15 protein-coding genes are annotated in these 16,534 nt (G+C 35.6%); 9 read left to right on the top strand and 6 right to left on the bottom strand.

Going from position 1 to position 16,534, the window contains the following annotated elements; translation table 11 throughout:
* The first annotated feature begins 78 nt into the window (after positions 1-78).
* Complete coding sequence (locus FXW07_RS18265; protein ID WP_229397042.1) at positions 79-978, top strand: mechanosensitive ion channel family protein; 900 nt, start codon at positions 79-81, stop codon at positions 976-978.
* Positions 979-1,152: 174 nt separating this feature from the next.
* On the opposite strand, the gene FXW07_RS18260 is transcribed toward FXW07_RS18265, so the two are convergent.
* Positions 1,153-2,070: a mechanosensitive ion channel domain-containing protein gene (locus tag FXW07_RS18260; protein WP_229397041.1), complete on the bottom strand. Its 918-nt coding sequence runs from the start codon at positions 2,068-2,070 to the stop codon at positions 1,153-1,155.
* A complete protein-coding gene (locus tag FXW07_RS18255) occupies positions 2,071-3,129 on the bottom strand; it encodes a hypothetical protein (RefSeq protein ID WP_229397040.1) in 1,059 nt (352 codons plus the stop codon).
* A gap of 418 nt (positions 3,130-3,547) precedes the next feature.
* Between FXW07_RS18255 and FXW07_RS18250 the strand changes: the two genes are divergently transcribed.
* Positions 3,548-4,852, top strand: coding sequence for an ISNCY family transposase (locus FXW07_RS18250; protein WP_229397039.1), 1,305 nt, complete (start codon positions 3,548-3,550; stop codon positions 4,850-4,852).
* Between the two features lie 544 nt (positions 4,853-5,396).
* Here the strand turns inward: FXW07_RS18250 and FXW07_RS18245 are convergent.
* Positions 5,397-5,756 carry a metalloregulator ArsR/SmtB family transcription factor gene (locus FXW07_RS18245; RefSeq protein ID WP_229397038.1) on the bottom strand — a complete coding sequence of 120 codons (360 nt, stop codon included), beginning with the start codon at positions 5,754-5,756 and terminating at the stop codon, positions 5,397-5,399.
* 285 nt (positions 5,757-6,041) lie between these two features.
* The gene (locus FXW07_RS18240) at positions 6,042-6,242 is read right to left on the bottom strand and encodes a hypothetical protein (RefSeq protein WP_229397037.1); all 201 of its coding nucleotides are present in this window, start codon (positions 6,240-6,242) and stop codon (positions 6,042-6,044) included.
* 140 nt (positions 6,243-6,382) lie between these two features.
* Here FXW07_RS18240 and FXW07_RS18235 point away from each other — a divergent pair, with 140 nt between their 5' ends.
* Positions 6,383-6,964 carry a thioredoxin family protein gene (locus FXW07_RS18235; protein ID WP_229397036.1) on the top strand — a complete coding sequence of 194 codons (582 nt, stop codon included), beginning with the start codon at positions 6,383-6,385 and terminating at the stop codon, positions 6,962-6,964.
* A 3-nt stretch (positions 6,965-6,967) separates the two neighbouring features.
* Positions 6,968-7,603: a cytochrome c biogenesis CcdA family protein gene (locus tag FXW07_RS18230; RefSeq protein ID WP_229397035.1), complete on the top strand. Its 636-nt coding sequence runs from the start codon at positions 6,968-6,970 to the stop codon at positions 7,601-7,603.
* A 274-nt stretch (positions 7,604-7,877) separates the two neighbouring features.
* Here the strand turns inward: FXW07_RS18230 and FXW07_RS18225 are convergent, their stop codons facing one another.
* The gene (locus tag FXW07_RS18225) at positions 7,878-8,321 is read right to left on the bottom strand and encodes a universal stress protein (protein WP_255679157.1); all 444 of its coding nucleotides are present in this window, start codon (positions 8,319-8,321) and stop codon (positions 7,878-7,880) included.
* 702 nt (positions 8,322-9,023) lie between these two features.
* Positions 9,024-9,170 (bottom strand): hypothetical protein, encoded by a 147-nt coding sequence (locus FXW07_RS18220; RefSeq protein WP_229397034.1) that lies wholly within the window; start codon positions 9,168-9,170, stop codon positions 9,024-9,026.
* 436 nt (positions 9,171-9,606) lie between these two features.
* On the opposite strand from FXW07_RS18220, the gene FXW07_RS18215 reads away from it, so the two are divergent.
* The 5 genes from FXW07_RS18215 (at position 9,607) to FXW07_RS18195 (ending at position 16,485) form a co-directional block, all read left to right on the top strand.
* The gene (locus FXW07_RS18215) at positions 9,607-11,085 is read left to right on the top strand and encodes a flippase (RefSeq protein ID WP_229397033.1); all 1,479 of its coding nucleotides are present in this window, start codon (positions 9,607-9,609) and stop codon (positions 11,083-11,085) included.
* Between the two features lie 122 nt (positions 11,086-11,207).
* Positions 11,208-11,546 (top strand): metalloregulator ArsR/SmtB family transcription factor, encoded by a 339-nt coding sequence (locus FXW07_RS18210; protein WP_229397032.1) that lies wholly within the window; start codon positions 11,208-11,210, stop codon positions 11,544-11,546.
* A gap of 249 nt (positions 11,547-11,795) precedes the next feature.
* Positions 11,796-12,860, top strand: a complete 1,065-nt coding sequence (arsB, locus tag FXW07_RS18205) for an ACR3 family arsenite efflux transporter (RefSeq protein WP_346655677.1) — start codon at positions 11,796-11,798, stop codon at positions 12,858-12,860.
* Positions 12,861-13,911: 1,051 nt separating this feature from the next.
* Complete coding sequence (locus FXW07_RS18200; protein ID WP_229397028.1) at positions 13,912-14,616, top strand: methyltransferase domain-containing protein; 705 nt, start codon at positions 13,912-13,914, stop codon at positions 14,614-14,616.
* A gap of 126 nt (positions 14,617-14,742) precedes the next feature.
* A complete protein-coding gene (locus FXW07_RS18195) occupies positions 14,743-16,485 on the top strand; it encodes a hypothetical protein (protein WP_229397026.1) in 1,743 nt (580 codons plus the stop codon).
* Positions 16,486-16,534: the final 49 nt, after the last annotated feature.

Here is a 16,534-nt window from a genome sequence, read left to right as displayed (position 1 = left end):
CCATATTGATATATAAAAGACATTATATTTATCTACATGAGGGTTATCAGGAGACTGAATATTTTTATTTTGCTAATTTTGATCCTTTTTATCGCATATATCCGATACCTGACTAACTTCTACATCTTCGAGGACCGGTCTCTCCTGGATGCTCTTCTTATCTCTTTGATTGTGATTTTTCTGGCTTATATAATAAATTCCATTACCGGAAATCTAATTCTTAGAAGAGTATCGGCTGCCAAAGACAGGTATACTCTAAGGAAAACTGCATCTATTCTTATCACAGTACTTGCTTTTGCCGCACTTTTTGCAATCTGGTTCAAGAGAACCAGCACCCTGCTTATTGCCTATGGGATTCTCAGCGCCGGAGTCGCAATTGCGCTTCAAGACCTTTTGCGAAACATAGCAGGAGGAATTCTCCTCATTTTGTATCACCCTTTTAAAGCAGGAGATAGGATTCAAGTTGAAGATAACGTAGGCGATGTGCTTGACATAGGGAGCATAAGCACCACAATAATGGAAATCAGGGAATGGGTGGATGCAGATCAATATACTGGCAGAATTCTCCATATACCTAACAGCTTTGCCATTAATAAGACGATAAAAAACTATACCAGGGATTATTCCTTTATCTGGGATGAAGTTCGGTTTCTACTTATTTATGGGAGCAACTGGAAAAAAGCTGAAGGGATTGCTCTCAATGTTGCAGGCTCAATTTTAGGAGAGTTCGAAGACCTGGCACAGAAAGAACTCCGTCAAATGGGACAAAAATATTTTATTACTACCTATGATGTACAGACAAAGCTCTATATGAAAATGCAGGAAAATTGGATCGAAATGCGGTTAAGATATGTAGTTGAACCCAGGAAAAGGAGAGCAATCAGCCACCTTTTGGTCTCAAATATTCTTGAAGCCCTGGAAAAAGAAAAAGACATAATGGTTGGAACTGCGACAAGTATCGACCTTATGGGGCGATAATTCTCTGGATGTAGCGATTTCTCTGGATGTAGCGATTCAGCCTGAACAAAACAAATACAATCGCCATCGTCATTTATGAATTTTCTGGATGTATTGATTCATACTGAACATAACAAAAACAATTGCTATCGTCATCAAGACTCAAAGAAAAAACTTTTGTGAATTTACTCTCTTTTATTTGGAATCTTTAAGACCTCCTGCATTTGGCCTCAAATTTGACCCCATATTTCTCCGAGTTGTAGTGTCTGATTCATACTTTTCTTCTATTGAAGGAATATTCAAAATATGGAGCTGGGGAGCCCTGATCCCATTCTTCTGGAATTCTATCCAGGCCCTCGTGTGAACATCGGATTCAAACTTGAACTGGTCTCTAAGGTCATTGACATAAGCTTTGGCCCTTAACCTCGTGTAGAATGGAAGGGCTTTATGCAGCAGAATAACAGGCCTTTCTCTGGAGATATAAACATATTTAGAGCTCACAACTGCTTCCCATAAAATTCTCATTGCAGTTTCTACATGTGACTCTCCTGCAATATACAGGTCTATTACAACCATCATTTCCGAGACCCCATAATTTGCACTGGCAACGGTTTCTTTGAAAATCAGGCTGTTTGGGGCTGTAACGACATTAGCATCAGGTGTGAACAGTTTCGTTGCTCTTAGACCTATATCAGTGACTTCACCATAATAATTCCCAATTGAAATTTTATCCCCTATCTGGTAAGGTTTTTCAAATGTAATTACCAGCCCTCCGACAATATCTGAAAAAAGGTCTTTAAGCCCAAATCCAATGGCTGCACCCAGAAGTCCAGCCAGTAGAAAGATTTCCGGTCCGAAAATCTTGAATATTTCTCTAAAGATGAAATAAAAAGCTATGAGGTAGATTACAAATTTTATGATAGGGATAACTACTTCTACTTTTATTCTGCCAGTATGGCTCAATTTTTCTGTAAGTTTTAATAAGATAATGGTAATGACCCTGCCAAGAACATATGCAATTAAAAAAATCAGGGCCATAGTTATGAGGGTTTGCGTATCAACTGACTTGAAAATTTCTAATAATTGCTCCCTGCTCGTGTTTCCGTCTACCACTTACCACACCAGCCTCAGTTTTTCCATATATGTAGTAACACTGCTCAGGGCTTCAGGCCTGACACGATAAGAGTCATTTTCATCTTTTAAAATAAGTTCCTGGCTTAAGAGCTGGTAGAGAATTTTGTCCACGCTCGACATGGAGCCCATTATTTCAGTGATTTCAGATTTTGTAAGACCCTGATAAGAAAGAATAAGGCTCAAAGTAAAAGCCTCTTCATATTCAAGGTCTACTTCATACGAAAATTGGCCTATATTTTTAGGCTTCATAACAGGATAGTCAAGACCAAGCTCCCAGATTCTCAAAGCAATTCCGGGGTTGCCTTTTGATTCCAGGTAAAGCTTTTCAAATACCTGGTCTTCAGCAGCTTCTATTTTTTGTTTTTTCAGAAGGCGATTCTTGAGATAAGAGATATTTATTTTAGGAACAAGAATGAAAATTTTTTTGCCCAATAATGCTAGCTCTAAAGGATATTTCATTATATAGAAGAAGGGTTCTTCTTCGGATTCTTCGTCTTTAGCAAATTTTATCTCATCTTTTTCATATCTGTTGAGAATAAAAAGTCTGAGATTTTCCTTTTCAAAAGCAGGGATGAAGATCTGTACCGGAAAGTATTTCCCAAGCCCGAAAGCTTCGTTTAAGAATTTCCAGGAATAAATGTTCCAGGTAGTGATAAATATCCTGTTCTGAAAACTAATCATATCCAAAAACTCATAAAAGATATCAAAACCACCTGGCTTTCTCATATACAGGAAATGACAGTTATCAAGAATTACAATTTTTTTTGTATCATCCGGGAGGGAAATTTCGTTTTTATTCTGTACAATTTTAGAAAAAGTGATTTTTGCTGCCCTGTTTAAATTTATTCTCTCTATTTTGTCGCTCAGGGTAGTTTTTCCTTTAAGAGGCTCGGCTACAATGGCTATATTCAGCTTTTTTCCCATCTCAAAATCAGCAATTGTTGACTGGATTTTCTCGATCTCCTTCCTTAATCCGAGAACTTCCACAAAGTCCTTTTCCCTGGAACTGCTATGCTGAATACCCACCATATTCTCCATATTATATTTTGCTTATTGCACTTAATGATGTGTCTCTTCACTGTTTCATATGGGTCGAAAATAATTATATCCTTAGTTCCGCGTTTTTGGATACATAGCCTTCTATTGACACCGAATTGTGTTCTTAAGTTTACTCACGAGTTCATGTTTCTGTCTCTTCGCTGTTTTGTATGGATATTCTCATAATATTCTCATAAAAACCAATGCTGTCTTGAATTGAAAATCATTTTATCCATTGGGAATGACGAAGAACCCCATTCTCATATCTAAACCGTGATCTTCCAACATAACATATTTGGAATTTTATTCTTTTAGGCACGAGCAGACTCAGTCCCAAAATCTAGTGATAAAAGTAAGTGTAACATCACTACACAAAATTATAATTCTATAATTATGTAATGATGTTACGGCAAAAACAATGGTAACTATAAACCTTACTCTTAATAACTTTTCGGAGCTCCCTGCTCTCTTAGACGTTTTTGGTTGTTTTGGAAACGATTATGAATATACCACACGAGGAATTTTTCGTAGAAAAATTCCTCCAGTCTGTTCAATTTGTAGTACTCCAATGGTTCATAATGGCTATAATCCTCATACTAAAGAAGGTCTTGGAGAAATCAACATTGGTCGATATAAATGCTCAAATTGTGGTAATACACACGAAGAAGATCATAGTTTTTGGGAAGATCTGAAGACTTTACTTTTTAATTCATTCAATGATTTCTTCCAGTTACTCAGATACCATAACGTTTCATACGATGGAATTTCTGATATAATGGACTTCATCTATCCGAGATCAAAAAGCACTATTTTAAGAGCATTCTACGAAGAAATGGAACAGAAAACTGTTCCATTTTCAGAAAATATACATATGGTGCACTATGACGAACAACATCCAAAAGAAGGAAGATGTCAGAAATACCGTTTAACTTTACTGGATGCAAAAACTCAAAGAACGATAGCAGATGAACTTTTTGAAGATAAGAGTTCAGAAACCATCAAGGGATTTTTACAGAAAAATCTGGATGCATCAGAGCCTGTGTTTATCGTTACGGACTTTGATAAGAGATACCCTGATATATTAAAGGAAATTTTTGGGGATAAGTTAGTCCATCAATATTGTTTAATGCACTTAAACAAGCTTATTGTTAGTGATTTCCCAAAAAATACAACAATTGAACAGGAATTATTGAAGTACAGGTTATTGAATATATTTTACAATCGAGAGAATGAAATTAAATTTCTGGAAGAACTTCTATCTGAAGAACCTAATCTAGTTAATAAAGAAGAAAAACATCAGGAATGGAGTAAAAACGCAAAAAAGAAATTTTACAAGTATAGAAATGAATTAAAGCTTGAAAGAAGACGRAAAAAGGAAAATCTTCCAYTTAATAGTCTTGAAAAAGCAAAATATAACTTCAATAAATTAATGGAAAATATAAGAACATATGATGAATTGGTTCAAAAACGATTGTGGATGATCAATAAACACTGGCTAAATCTTACTTTGTTCCATTATCTTCCAGGAGCGCCGGCGACAAATAATCCTATTGAAAGTTATTATTCAAAAAGTCTAAAAACGGATAACAAGAAGCAGTTCAGGACTGATAAAGGAATTGAGAATCAGATCAAACTTGCTCAAATGAGAAGATTAAATTTGCTCAAGAAACCACAAAAGTCATTTCTGGAATTGTTCAGATTATTTACTCCATTTAAGCTTTAGTAAAAGATATTTTTGAGAGCTGAGTTAAGGATTAAGTAGCGGAGCGTATCGATTTTAGTCAAAAAATTCAGTGAAACAATTAACGGAGTAAAATAATTCTTTGGCATTCCTGCCAAAGAAATCATTTCTCAAGGATTATTACAGTTTATTTGAGCAGTTAGCAGAGAAAAGTGAAGTTTTAAGGACGGAAAAAATGAGAAATCACTAAATTATGAAACTGAGTCATACATAGACAGAAAAAATAAAAAAGATACATAGACAGAAAAAATAAAAAAGATACATAGACAGAAAAAATAAAAAAGATACATAGACAGAAGAAAATAAAAAAGATATATAGACAGAAAAAATACAAAAGATACATAGACGGAAGAAAATACAAAAGATACATAGACAGAAGAAAATACAAATAAATGAGAAGAAGACTGTTGTTGCTTCTGTAAGGACTGAAAACCCAGTCATTTTCATTTTTAAATCTTTTTCTTTCCAGATTTAATTAAGACCTGTTCTGATTTTCATTCAGGTTCATTCAACTTCTCTTTCAGGTTTATTCGGATTTTTTGTTTTGTAACTGCTTAATAATTTCAAAAATATCTTCAAATTCAGGATTCAACCTGTAAAAATGCCATTTTGAACTGCTGTAGGCTTCGACGATCCCGCAGTTTTTCATGATTGCAAGGTGATGAGAAACAAGGTTCTGCCTTTCGTTCAATTTAAATATCAATTCGCAAACGCAGTGATCTCGTTGAGAGAGAAAATAAGCAATTTTCAGTCTGATAGGATGTCCGAGAGCGCTGAAGATCTCACTGGCTTTTTTTATGTCGTTGTCCAGAAAATCGATTTCCTGGAGCATTTTCTCTTCCCATTCCTTCTTTTTCTCAGGGTCAGCAGGACAACAATAGCTCATAAATAAAAGAAGTTAAGCCTTCTAAATAAGGGTTTTCATATCAATTATTTTAGATATCTAACATATTGTTATTTATACTCCATATTTTTCGGGATTTTTGAAATCTTAAATTACAATATATCAACATTTTTTGATATATACGTCGCGGTTTTTTATAACTTAGGATTTCTAAATCAATTTGAGGGATTAAGCTGCTCTTTTAGAATAAAGTATTACCAAAAGTTCCTGAAATCTTTGTAAATATATGCCGCACTATCTTTATGGAGAAGGCATTTGATCTTAAAATCAAAGAGGTAGTTGCTGTTGTACCTTCTGCCCGTATAACGTGCCAGTTCTGTGTAGATGAATATTCTCGGCGAGCACTGAATCAAAAACAAGCAGAGAAGAGGCAAACGAGGGAAAATAGATTGATTTCTCACTGGACTGATCAATTACAGAATATTTCCTCTTGTCAATCGAGTTAATCACTACAAGGATCTCCCTCATATTTTTGATACTCACAAGTAATTTGACAAAATACTTATAATATTTGTTACATTTGAGTATATCAACATATCTTGATATTTTATAATAAGTTTCTACTTCTTGACTATAAAATAGAATATGAAAATTTTTGGAGAACTATAATGAAGCGATTGCATAGAATACAAGGTAAGAAACAAATTCATTTTTCATTACCTACTTTAATAAAATCGCTCTCAACTTTAGCGGTTTTTTGTTTCCTGGTCTTCAGCTCTGGTTGCATAGATTCTGACAGCTCCGATAATGAAACAGACCTTGCTGAAATTACGGAGAACGTTAGTGACTCAGGCAATGGAATGAAATTGATTGAAGTTACGAACTTGAGCCAGATTGATGAAGCCCTCAAAAAAGGTCCTGTTGTACTGAAACTTGGCTCAAAGGGTTGTATTCCCTGTGGAGAACAGGAAGAAATATTCTCAGAGCTACTTCCAAAATATCAGGATTCTGCCTCATTCATGCTTATTGATATCAAGCAGAATCCCGAGTTTGCAACAGAATTTGGAGTAAGAGTTATTCCGGATACCTGTATTATTATGGGCATCGAAAACGGAAAATACATATATATGCGGCAGGACGGCAGCAAAAGCCAAGAAAGAACAAGCGCAAGGTTCCTAGGTGTTACCGACAAAGAAATCCTTTCAGAGACTCTTGAGAAAGCTATTGAATCCAGGAAAACAGAGGAATAAACTATGTTTTCCGATTTTTTTCCAATTGCAGCTTTTTTTGCAGGGGTAGTCAGTGTACTTTCTCCGTGTATCCTGCCCGTAATTCCGGCAGTTTTTGCTTACTCAACTGAGAAAGGAAAGTTCAGACCGCTTGCGATTGTGTTAGGTTTGTCCCTTTCTTTCACCTGCATGGGGATCATTACTTCCATTTTAGGGGCTACGTTCACGGCTTATCTCGGTTACCTTAACATCTTCGCCGAAATTCTTCTTATAACTATGGGCGTTGCTCTGATCTTTGATCTCAATATTTTCAATGTTTTTGGAAACTTTTCATCCCTTGCGAACTCCAAACGAGAGGGCCTTTTAGGAGGGCTTTTACTTGGTCTCTCTCTCGGGATTGTCTGGCTTCCGTGTGTCGGCTCAGTACTTGGTTCAATCCTCACCATGGTTGCTGTTTCAGGTAAGATTGTTTATGGAGCGTTGATGCTTTTCATATATTCCCTCGGCTTTTCCGTTCCAATGCTTCTTGTTGCTTATTCTGCAAGCTTTTCTTCCTCAAGGCTTAAGAAAGTTTCAAAATATGGTTTCCCTTTAAAAAAAGTTGCAGGCCTTGTAATTATGGGAGTCGGCTTTTATATGGTTTATCGAAACCATTTCTGACCTATAGTATCAAGAAAACCCCATTTTGCAAAGAAGAGATGTATGTGGTTTAAATGAAAAAAAAGAGACAAGGTTCACTTCACCACAACCTAAAAGACAGAGGATTCTTAATCTTCTGTTCTTCCCATGTAATAAAATGAATTTTTACGTTAACCTATCAAAAGCAGTCTTAGCACGAAAATAATGGAACCTCAAAAGTTGTCTGCAAAGTAAGCAACTGCGTAAGCTCTATACAGGTGACATTAAGTATTCCAATAATGGACCTTTTATATCCTTAATTCTGTTTTTGTTTTTTAACAACAAGAACTGGAACCTTTGAATGCCTTACAACCTTATCTGTTACACTTCCAAGCAAAAATCTTTCTAATCCTCCTTTACCAAGGGTTCCCATTATTATAATATCTGCTTTGTTCTGCTCTGCAAACTCCAGAATTGCACTCGCAGGATCGCCTTCTACAACCACACCTTCATAGTCTATTCCCTTATCCTTTGCAACCTTCTTAGCATACTGGATAGCATCATTTCCTTCTTGACGCAACATTTCCTCCATGACGTTCCAGCTAGAACCCAGATGAATCGGTGTTTCCAGTACAGACGGTACATATGCGTCTTTATTAAGCACATAGAGAGCATAGACCTTCGCACCCATAATTTTTGCAAGTTCCATTCCTTGAAGTACGGCAGTTTGACTATATTTAGACCCGTCTGTTGCAATCAGTATTCTTCGAAAAGTACCTTTAAGATTTATTTTCCTCCCCCCGTTCCAGAATAGTATTGAGTTGCTTTGATGCCTCAGCTAAATGCAAACAAAAGTATTATAGTACTATTTATGATAAAAGCAAATAAAGATATGCGTGAATATTCAGCCTGGACAAAGCAAGATCAACCGTTATCTTATTAGATTCAATAGAAAAAATTTATATGAAGAGGACTTCGATAAACCCTACTTTTTAGCTACCTGCTTATAAAGGGTATTTAAGTAATTTGTTGGGATCAGAGGTTTATCGAAGTTCTCTGGACTAATTCTTGATAGCTGTTGGCTATTAATTATCTTTTTGTAACTGTAGTTATTAATTTTGATAAACTTTAAGACCCACGAAGCAGGGAAGACAGTAAAACATCATTAAATTCAACACTAATACTGCCCGCCTTTTTTGCCAGAGATTTTGCAATGAGTCCACTATCAAGTCTACAGAGGTTGAGTACTGCACAGGGTACTAAGAGCCTATCCGAAAATTCAGTAATACATATCGAAAAGTTACAATAGGTCTAAATATCCGGGCGTCCGTTCTGATTTTGCATATTGCATATTGTAAAAGTTATAGCAGGCAACCACTTTTCGAATAGGCTCTAAGCAGTTTGAGCAGCATTTAACTTCTTGTGCTTTATCAATCACGTAGTTATCTTTGATGTCCATAATTTATTTCATGGGAATTTCCATGTGAGAAAACTTCTTTATCTTTTCATATGGAGTTTCGATGTCAACAACAATTTTGTTTCCTTTTCTGCTTCCATGGACTTTGTGAACAAAGCCACAAATAGTAGAATTTACTGCAATCACGGTCAATACACAACCTTTATTTTTCCAATTATTCTCGGCATGATTTGATGAATCCTAAATAAGATTACCTCAGCATTAACCAGAAGAATTATAATTAGTAGTGGAATATAAATCAACATATTTAAGTAATATATGAGTATAAGTCCATATACTCATATATAAGTGAGGATCCCCGCAGATATTGTTTTCCATATTTAAGGCTCTGGCTGATGAGAACAGGATAAGGGGATGGGATTTTTTTAAAAAATGAGGGATTGCGTGTCTGTGATATAAGGCGGTTTTAGGCATTAAGCAATCTAACACTTCTAGATATTTAATTAGGCTGAAGGTAGCAGGACAACAAACCGCTTTGATGATTGTATTTTTAGAGCAATTCATCTCAAAATTACTTCTATTAGTCTCCAGTCAGAGAGTTAAACAAGACTAAGTTTTAGGTGTTATAGTGTCATATCAAAAATTTGCAAGAGAAGTCGGCCTTATCGGAATAGTTCAGGTACTTACAAACTTAAGTACCTTCCTTCTAATCCCGATAATCACAAAAAGCCTTGGGACGTATGATTACGGTCTCTGGGCGCAGATAAACATTTCAGTATCTTTAATCTCTCCTCTTGCACTTATGGGCCTTTCAATGGGTCTTGTCAGATTTTTATCTTCTGAAACAGAGAAGGAAGTGATAAAGGAGGCTGTCTATTCCATTCTTTTTTTCGTGACTATTTCTGGCCTTCTGGCCTCCCTTTCACTGTATATGCTTGCCGAACCTCTAGCAACGTTTGGTTTCAAGGATCCAGATGCGGCCTATTTCATCAAAGCAGGCTCCCTTTTGATTCTCGTGAATGTAATCGAGCCTGTGTCTCTTTATTATTTCAGAGTGTTCAGGCAGATTAAGGAATTTTCTTACTTTACTCTTTTTGAAGCACTTGGAAAATTACTTTTTATTCTCTTTCTTCTCAAAATTGGATATGGGCTACTTGGTGTAATAGTAGCCACATTAGTGGTACAGGGCGTCATTACTTTAATCGCTATTCTGATCATTATTAAACAGATAGGACTTGTTATCCCTCGATTTACTTATTTAAAGGAGTACCTGCGATTCTCTTTACCTTTAACCCCAAATACTCTTGTAAGATGGATTACAGAATCAAGTGACAGATATTTAGTTACTTATTTTCTCGGTCTCAATAGTGTAGGCATATATTCGGCAGCCTGCTCCTTCGGGAACCTTATACAACTTCTTATAAACCCTCTTCAGCTTATTCTTTTCCCAGAGCTCTCAAAACTGTTTGATGAAAATAAAATTGATGAATTAACAGTTTATATGTCTTATTCCTTGCGATATTTCCTTATTATTTCTATTCCTGCAGTCTTTGGGCTTTCAGCTTTTGCAAAACCTTTGCTTGGAATATTTACAACAGAGAACTTTGTTTCAGGTTGGTTTGTGATCCCAGTTATAGCTTCTTCTGGCCTTCTAGCAGGAATCGCTCAAATTTTTATCAATACACTATTAATTGTCAAAAAAACGAAAGTACCAACTTATATTAATTTTGCTGTGGCGGTTTTGAACGTGTTACTTAACCTCCTTCTAGTACCCTGGGTAGGCATTGTCGGAGCTGCTCTATCAACCTTATTCTCATACTTTTTTATGGCTATTCTTTGCACACATATGTCTCTAAAACATTTCAAACATAACTTTTATTTTTATGATATCATAAAATGTATTTTATCCTCAACAGCTATGTACTTCTTTGTTTCCCGTTTTGAGATATTGACCACCTATAAGCTTCTCGTGGCTGCAGGAATAGGCGTTCTTGTTTATCTATCTGTGATGTTTCTGTTGGGAGGTTTCAACGATCACGAGCTCTCTTTAATAAAAAAACATTTATTTAGAATCAGAAGTAACCTCACCAAAATAATTGAGGCTTAAACAGTTGATTATATAATGTTACTGATAGAATTTTAAGTAGAATTCACAATTAAAAATAAGACCGTACTTTTAAATATTATATGAGTATAATTGCATATACTCATTTAGAGTTGGTGGTGCCCGTGGATATTGTTTACATATTTAAGGCGTTGGCTGATGAAAACAGGATAAGGATACTGAATCTTTTAAAAAACCAAGAACTATGTGTCTGTGATATTGAAGCAGTTTTAGGCATTAAGCAATCTAACACTTCCAGACATCTGAATAAACTGAAAGTGGCAGGAATTATTGTTTCTGTAAAAAAATCCCAGTGGGTCTATTACCAACTCAACGATTCTACTTTTCAAAAATTTCCCTTCCTCTCGATTATTATTGGTTACGAAGTTGAGAAAATAAACGTTTGTAAAGACGATTTAGTTTTATTAGAAAAGCTTAAAGCAGGTGATAGATGTTGCGAGTGATCAAAAAATAGTTATTTTTATGTAACTATTCAGCCTATATAAAACAGAATCAATAGCCATCTTTGTTAAAATTAAATAGACAAATTTCTGCAAATTGATTTTATGGAACTGTTGGCAACTGACTGCGTTTCGTCCTCTTTTACAGGTTATTTCTTTGATTTCTTACTTTCACTAGAATCAATATCAATAGACATGTTTTGATAGGCTGGATAGTTACATTTTTATAAAATATTTATTGAAAAATAGAGGGTGTTCGTTCTGGAAGAAACTGCTGTATCAAGATTATCGTTTTTAAATCGTTATTTAACCCTGTGGATATTTCTGGCTATGTTTATCGGCGTGGCTCTGGGTTTTGTCTTCCCGGGCTTTGCAGACTTATTACAGAGTTTGTCTATTGGCACCACGTCCATTCCCATCGCTATCGGATTAATAGTTATGATGTACCCGCCACTGGCGCGGGTCAAATATGAAGAGCTAGGCAAGGTCTTCAGAAATCATAAGGTATTGGGTTTATCCTTACTCCAGAACTGGATAATCGGCCCGATTTTAATGTTTATCCTGGCAATTGTATTTCTCAGAGAATATCCAGAATATATGGTAGGTGTTATTCTAATCGGTCTGGCCAGGTGCATTGCCATGGTGATTGTCTGGAACAGTCTGGCAGATGGGGATAATGAATATGCGGCTGCACTTGTTGCTTTCAATTCAGTCTTTCAGTTGGTCTTCTACTCCGTCTTTGCTTATTTCTTTATAACCATACTGCCTGAATGGCTGGGACTTAGTGGTATGGAAATATATGTATCCATGGGAGAGGTCGCTCAAAGTGTTGCGATCTATCTGGGAATTCCTTTCATTGCTGGTTTTTTAACCCGTTATTTCCTGCGCCCCTCAAAAGGAGCCGAATGGTATGATAACAAACTCATTCCAACAATAGGCCCGATTTCACTTTATGCTCTATTGTTCACGATTATTGTTATGTTCTCGTTAAAAGGCGAATACATTGTTGCACTACCAATGGACGTTGTAAGGATTGCAATACCCCTCTTAATATATTTTGTAACTATGTTTGGGGTCTCTTTCCTTATATGTAAACAAATGGGGATTAGTTACGAACAGACAACTTCTCTCGCCTTTACGGCAGCAAGTAACAACTTTGAACTTGCAATTGCCGTAGCAGTAGCGGTTTTTGGTATCAATTCAGGTCAGGCGTTTGCAGCTGTAGTAGGCCCTCTAATTGAAGTGCCCGTAATGATCGGACTTGTAAATGTTGCACTCCACTGGAGAAGGAAATACTTTACAAAAAAACGCATATGAAATTCTTCTAATCACAGGCACAAAGAAACGAAAGGACTTGAAAAAACTTTCATGCCAAATAACTTGGAAATGGCAAAGAAACCTTGTAGTTTGCTTTACAGCCAATCAACTTTGCATTTACAGCCTATAAACTCTACATTTACAGGGCAGTGATAAAAGAATCTTAATTAGATTGTGGGCTACCAAAATTTACCTTAGTTGTTGCTGATAAGATTAGAACATAAAGTATGTTATTCTTTGATTTCATATCTTTGCAAGAGATTTTGAATAATCTTATCCAGCTAAAGAACTTTTTTATTGTGATTTTCTTTTTGAAATTGACCCAGGTCCACTTTTATTGGCTATCTTCTTTTTTTAGGTGTGGAGAAATATCTTTCCACTTACAACCTTGTGTAACTACATATAAGATTCCGTTTATTAATTTTCATAAGTCTGCATAAGGTTTTTTGTATTTGGTTTTGCGGCAGGTGATAATGTTCTATGGATTCCCATAAAACATCACCGATGTAATGAAGACATAATGTCAAATTTATAATTTATACAAATTAGTTGTTTTGGGAGAATATCTAACTTATTTTAGGCAAATAACTGATTATAAGCAAATAACTTATTTTCGGCAAATAACTGATTTTAGCAATAGGCAGCCTTTAATATAAAATGGACAAATAGATTATGTATATTATTTAAATTTAAAATTAACTGAAATTTTTTAATATTTATTTCAAATATATATTAAACTTGAATTATATAGCATATTAAAAGCCTTTAAATTAATGTTAATAAATATGCACTTCAGGAGCAGAGGGGACTAATTTCAAATTTATTATGGGTAAAGATAATACTTTAGTTATCTTGACAACTCGTGATACAGACCTTGAAATTTGATTAGAAAAGTATATATAATTATGCGCATATGTGTAAAATCAGAAAAATTATTAATTTCTTTTATAGCTCGAATCAGTCAATAAATAGTTAAAAAACGGTAATCTGGAAGTTACAGATTGCCTGGAAAAAGATATCGAAAAGAACAAGATATTGGGGTCCGAAAAGCATGTCAAAATCAAAAAATGTCTGGAAAGATTTTTTCAAAGATAAGAAACATGGAGGGCACAGATACTCATCTGAGGAGTTTCTTTCTATGGAAGCCAGGGAAAAACTGTTCCACCTTGAAGGGGGCAGAACACTTCTTGATTTTGGATGCGGTGCCGCAGAACTTTTGACGTACTATGCTCCAGAGTATGAACAGCTTTTAGGGGTGGATTTTTCCGAATCCATGTTAAAAGAAGCAAGTAAAAGGATTGAGAAAAAAAAGTGTCAAAACATAGATCTGCTTCTTGCTGACCATGAAACACTCTGGGATAAACTGAATTTCAACTTTGATAGAATAACTGCAGCTGGTGTAATTCAGTACCTGACATTTCAGGAAATTGATAAATTCATCTCTGATGCGTCAAAGCATCTAAATAAAGATGGTAAAATAGTATTTTTTGACATCCTGGACTCCCGCCTATATCCACTATGGAAGATAGGTCTATTCTCACAAAACACGAACGGCTTGAGAATTTTATGCAAAACAGGCTTCGAGTTTCGGACTGCAGTATCGGCACGCCTGAAAAATAGTCCAAAAGATATTCTTGGATTTGCCCACAACCCCTACACAATCGAAAAAATTGCAAATAAGCATGGCTTTAAAATGATTTGTGTACGTTCAATGTATTACGAGTACAAATATCATACAATAATGTTTCAGACTTGAAAGGCTGTCCACATGATTATTGAATTAGAAGAAGCAAGTCGGATAAAAAATAGAATATAAAATTTATGTGGTGGTTTAGTGAACAGCCGTAATCGCCTAAAAATGTTTTTTCTAATACCGTTTGTAATGGGTAGTTTATTTATTGGAGGAGCTGAAGCTTTTCCCTGTAAGGAGACTACAAAAACTCGTGAGAATATTGATCAAGGCATTCTTACCTTATTTTCACAAAACTACTCCAAATCTAACAGCGTTCCGAAAAATGTTTTTATTGCAAAACTTCAGGGTAATAAGATTTATGACAAATTATATTCTGCAATTTACGGGATGCTTAAGTCAGAGATTTCTTTCAAGACCTCAAAAGTACTGCAGTATAAAGTAAGAAGAGGCTCCTGTTCATGCCCGTACAGTTTGTTTCCAGTTGCAGACACTGTTTTAGAATCCGGAATAAATGGATATACGGCAGATTTAGTTAAATCTTCAGAAACTTATCGGTTCTGTGAAGTCGCTTCCATCCCACTAATTCACTATATGGAGCAGCCAAGGCAGATTGGATCATTTTACATCTGCAGGCTTATACCGATGGTTAAATGCACTTACCAGATCTCAATAGATTTAGAGATGGATGACCCTCAAAGCTTTGTTGAGCTTAATACCCCTGGTTCAAAGTTGATTCTCCAAAAAGTAAATAATAATATTATATTAGAAAGCTATTTTAAAGATTCTTCAGAGAATATCAGATGTGAATCCATATCCATCGGGAATGCGGCAGAAAAATCTGATTTTGAGATTATTTTTGATGGATATAACAAAACAAACACTATTCTTGTAAAAGATGGAAACTGTATCGTGACTCCATTTTATAACACCGATAGGCAGAGATTACCTTATGTGGATGTTTCAAATGGGTACATTAAGTTCACTTCTTTTGTACTTGGAAAAGGAACGCACCTTGATTTAAATATATACAGTATAAGCCAGACCTCAGAAAGAAAGCTCATAACTGCGATTGGGAGTAACAGAATACTGGCTTTCGGAATTGATGGCCCGCATGTCAGAAACACAACCGAGCAGGGAATACGTTACCTTAACAGCAAAAAAAATAGAGGAACAATATGGTTTGACATAGAACTCCTTGAGCAGTACAATGAAGAGGATATTGAATACTTGCGTGGGCTGGCCATCAATGATTCATGGGATGTGGGTGTACATTACTCAAAAGAATTAAACAGCTTCCCACTGGAACAGGCGTATAGGATAATGGATGAAGGACATTTGTATGTGTATGAAAAAATCGGGCGAAAACCGACAAGCTGGTGCTCCATGAGAAACAGAGATAGTATTATGCACGCTCTTTATGCATACGAAACCTTAGGGATGATCTGGAGAAATGGAGACTCGGGAATCCATACGGAAAAATATATTGGAAGTCTGGAAGATGATACCTGGGAATGGTGGGAAACAGCATCTAAAGCAGGTATGGTACACCCGGTTTTTACCCATGAACTTGATAAGGACCCAGCCATAAAATACTCAATTAGCCGCTCAAAATTTCATAACTGGGTAGAGAATTATGAGTCAAACAATATGTCTATAGTGTCTTTTCACGAGTACAGCCAAATAAGTCGAAATACATATGATGCCACATTTGATAATCTGCAATATACTAAAAACTCTGTCGTGTTTAATGTACACACAAATGGTGGCATTGCCCTTGTAAATGTAAACATAAACGCTGGAAGAGATACTCAGGTTTACGACAACACATCCGGAGAATTTCTTGATTATGACATAAAACAGGATAATTCAATTACTTTCTGGGTTGAAAACAACCATAACTATATTGTATACTTGAACAGCAGTGAACAGTGATTGAATGGTGTTCTACACAGATATTTTTGTGATCTAAACTTTATTTATC

The organism is Methanosarcina sp. DH1 (genome assembly GCF_020804205.1).
Lineage (GTDB): Archaea > Halobacteriota > Methanosarcinia > Methanosarcinales > Methanosarcinaceae > Methanosarcina > Methanosarcina vacuolata.
This window is presented reverse-complemented; position numbering and strand designations above follow the sequence as displayed.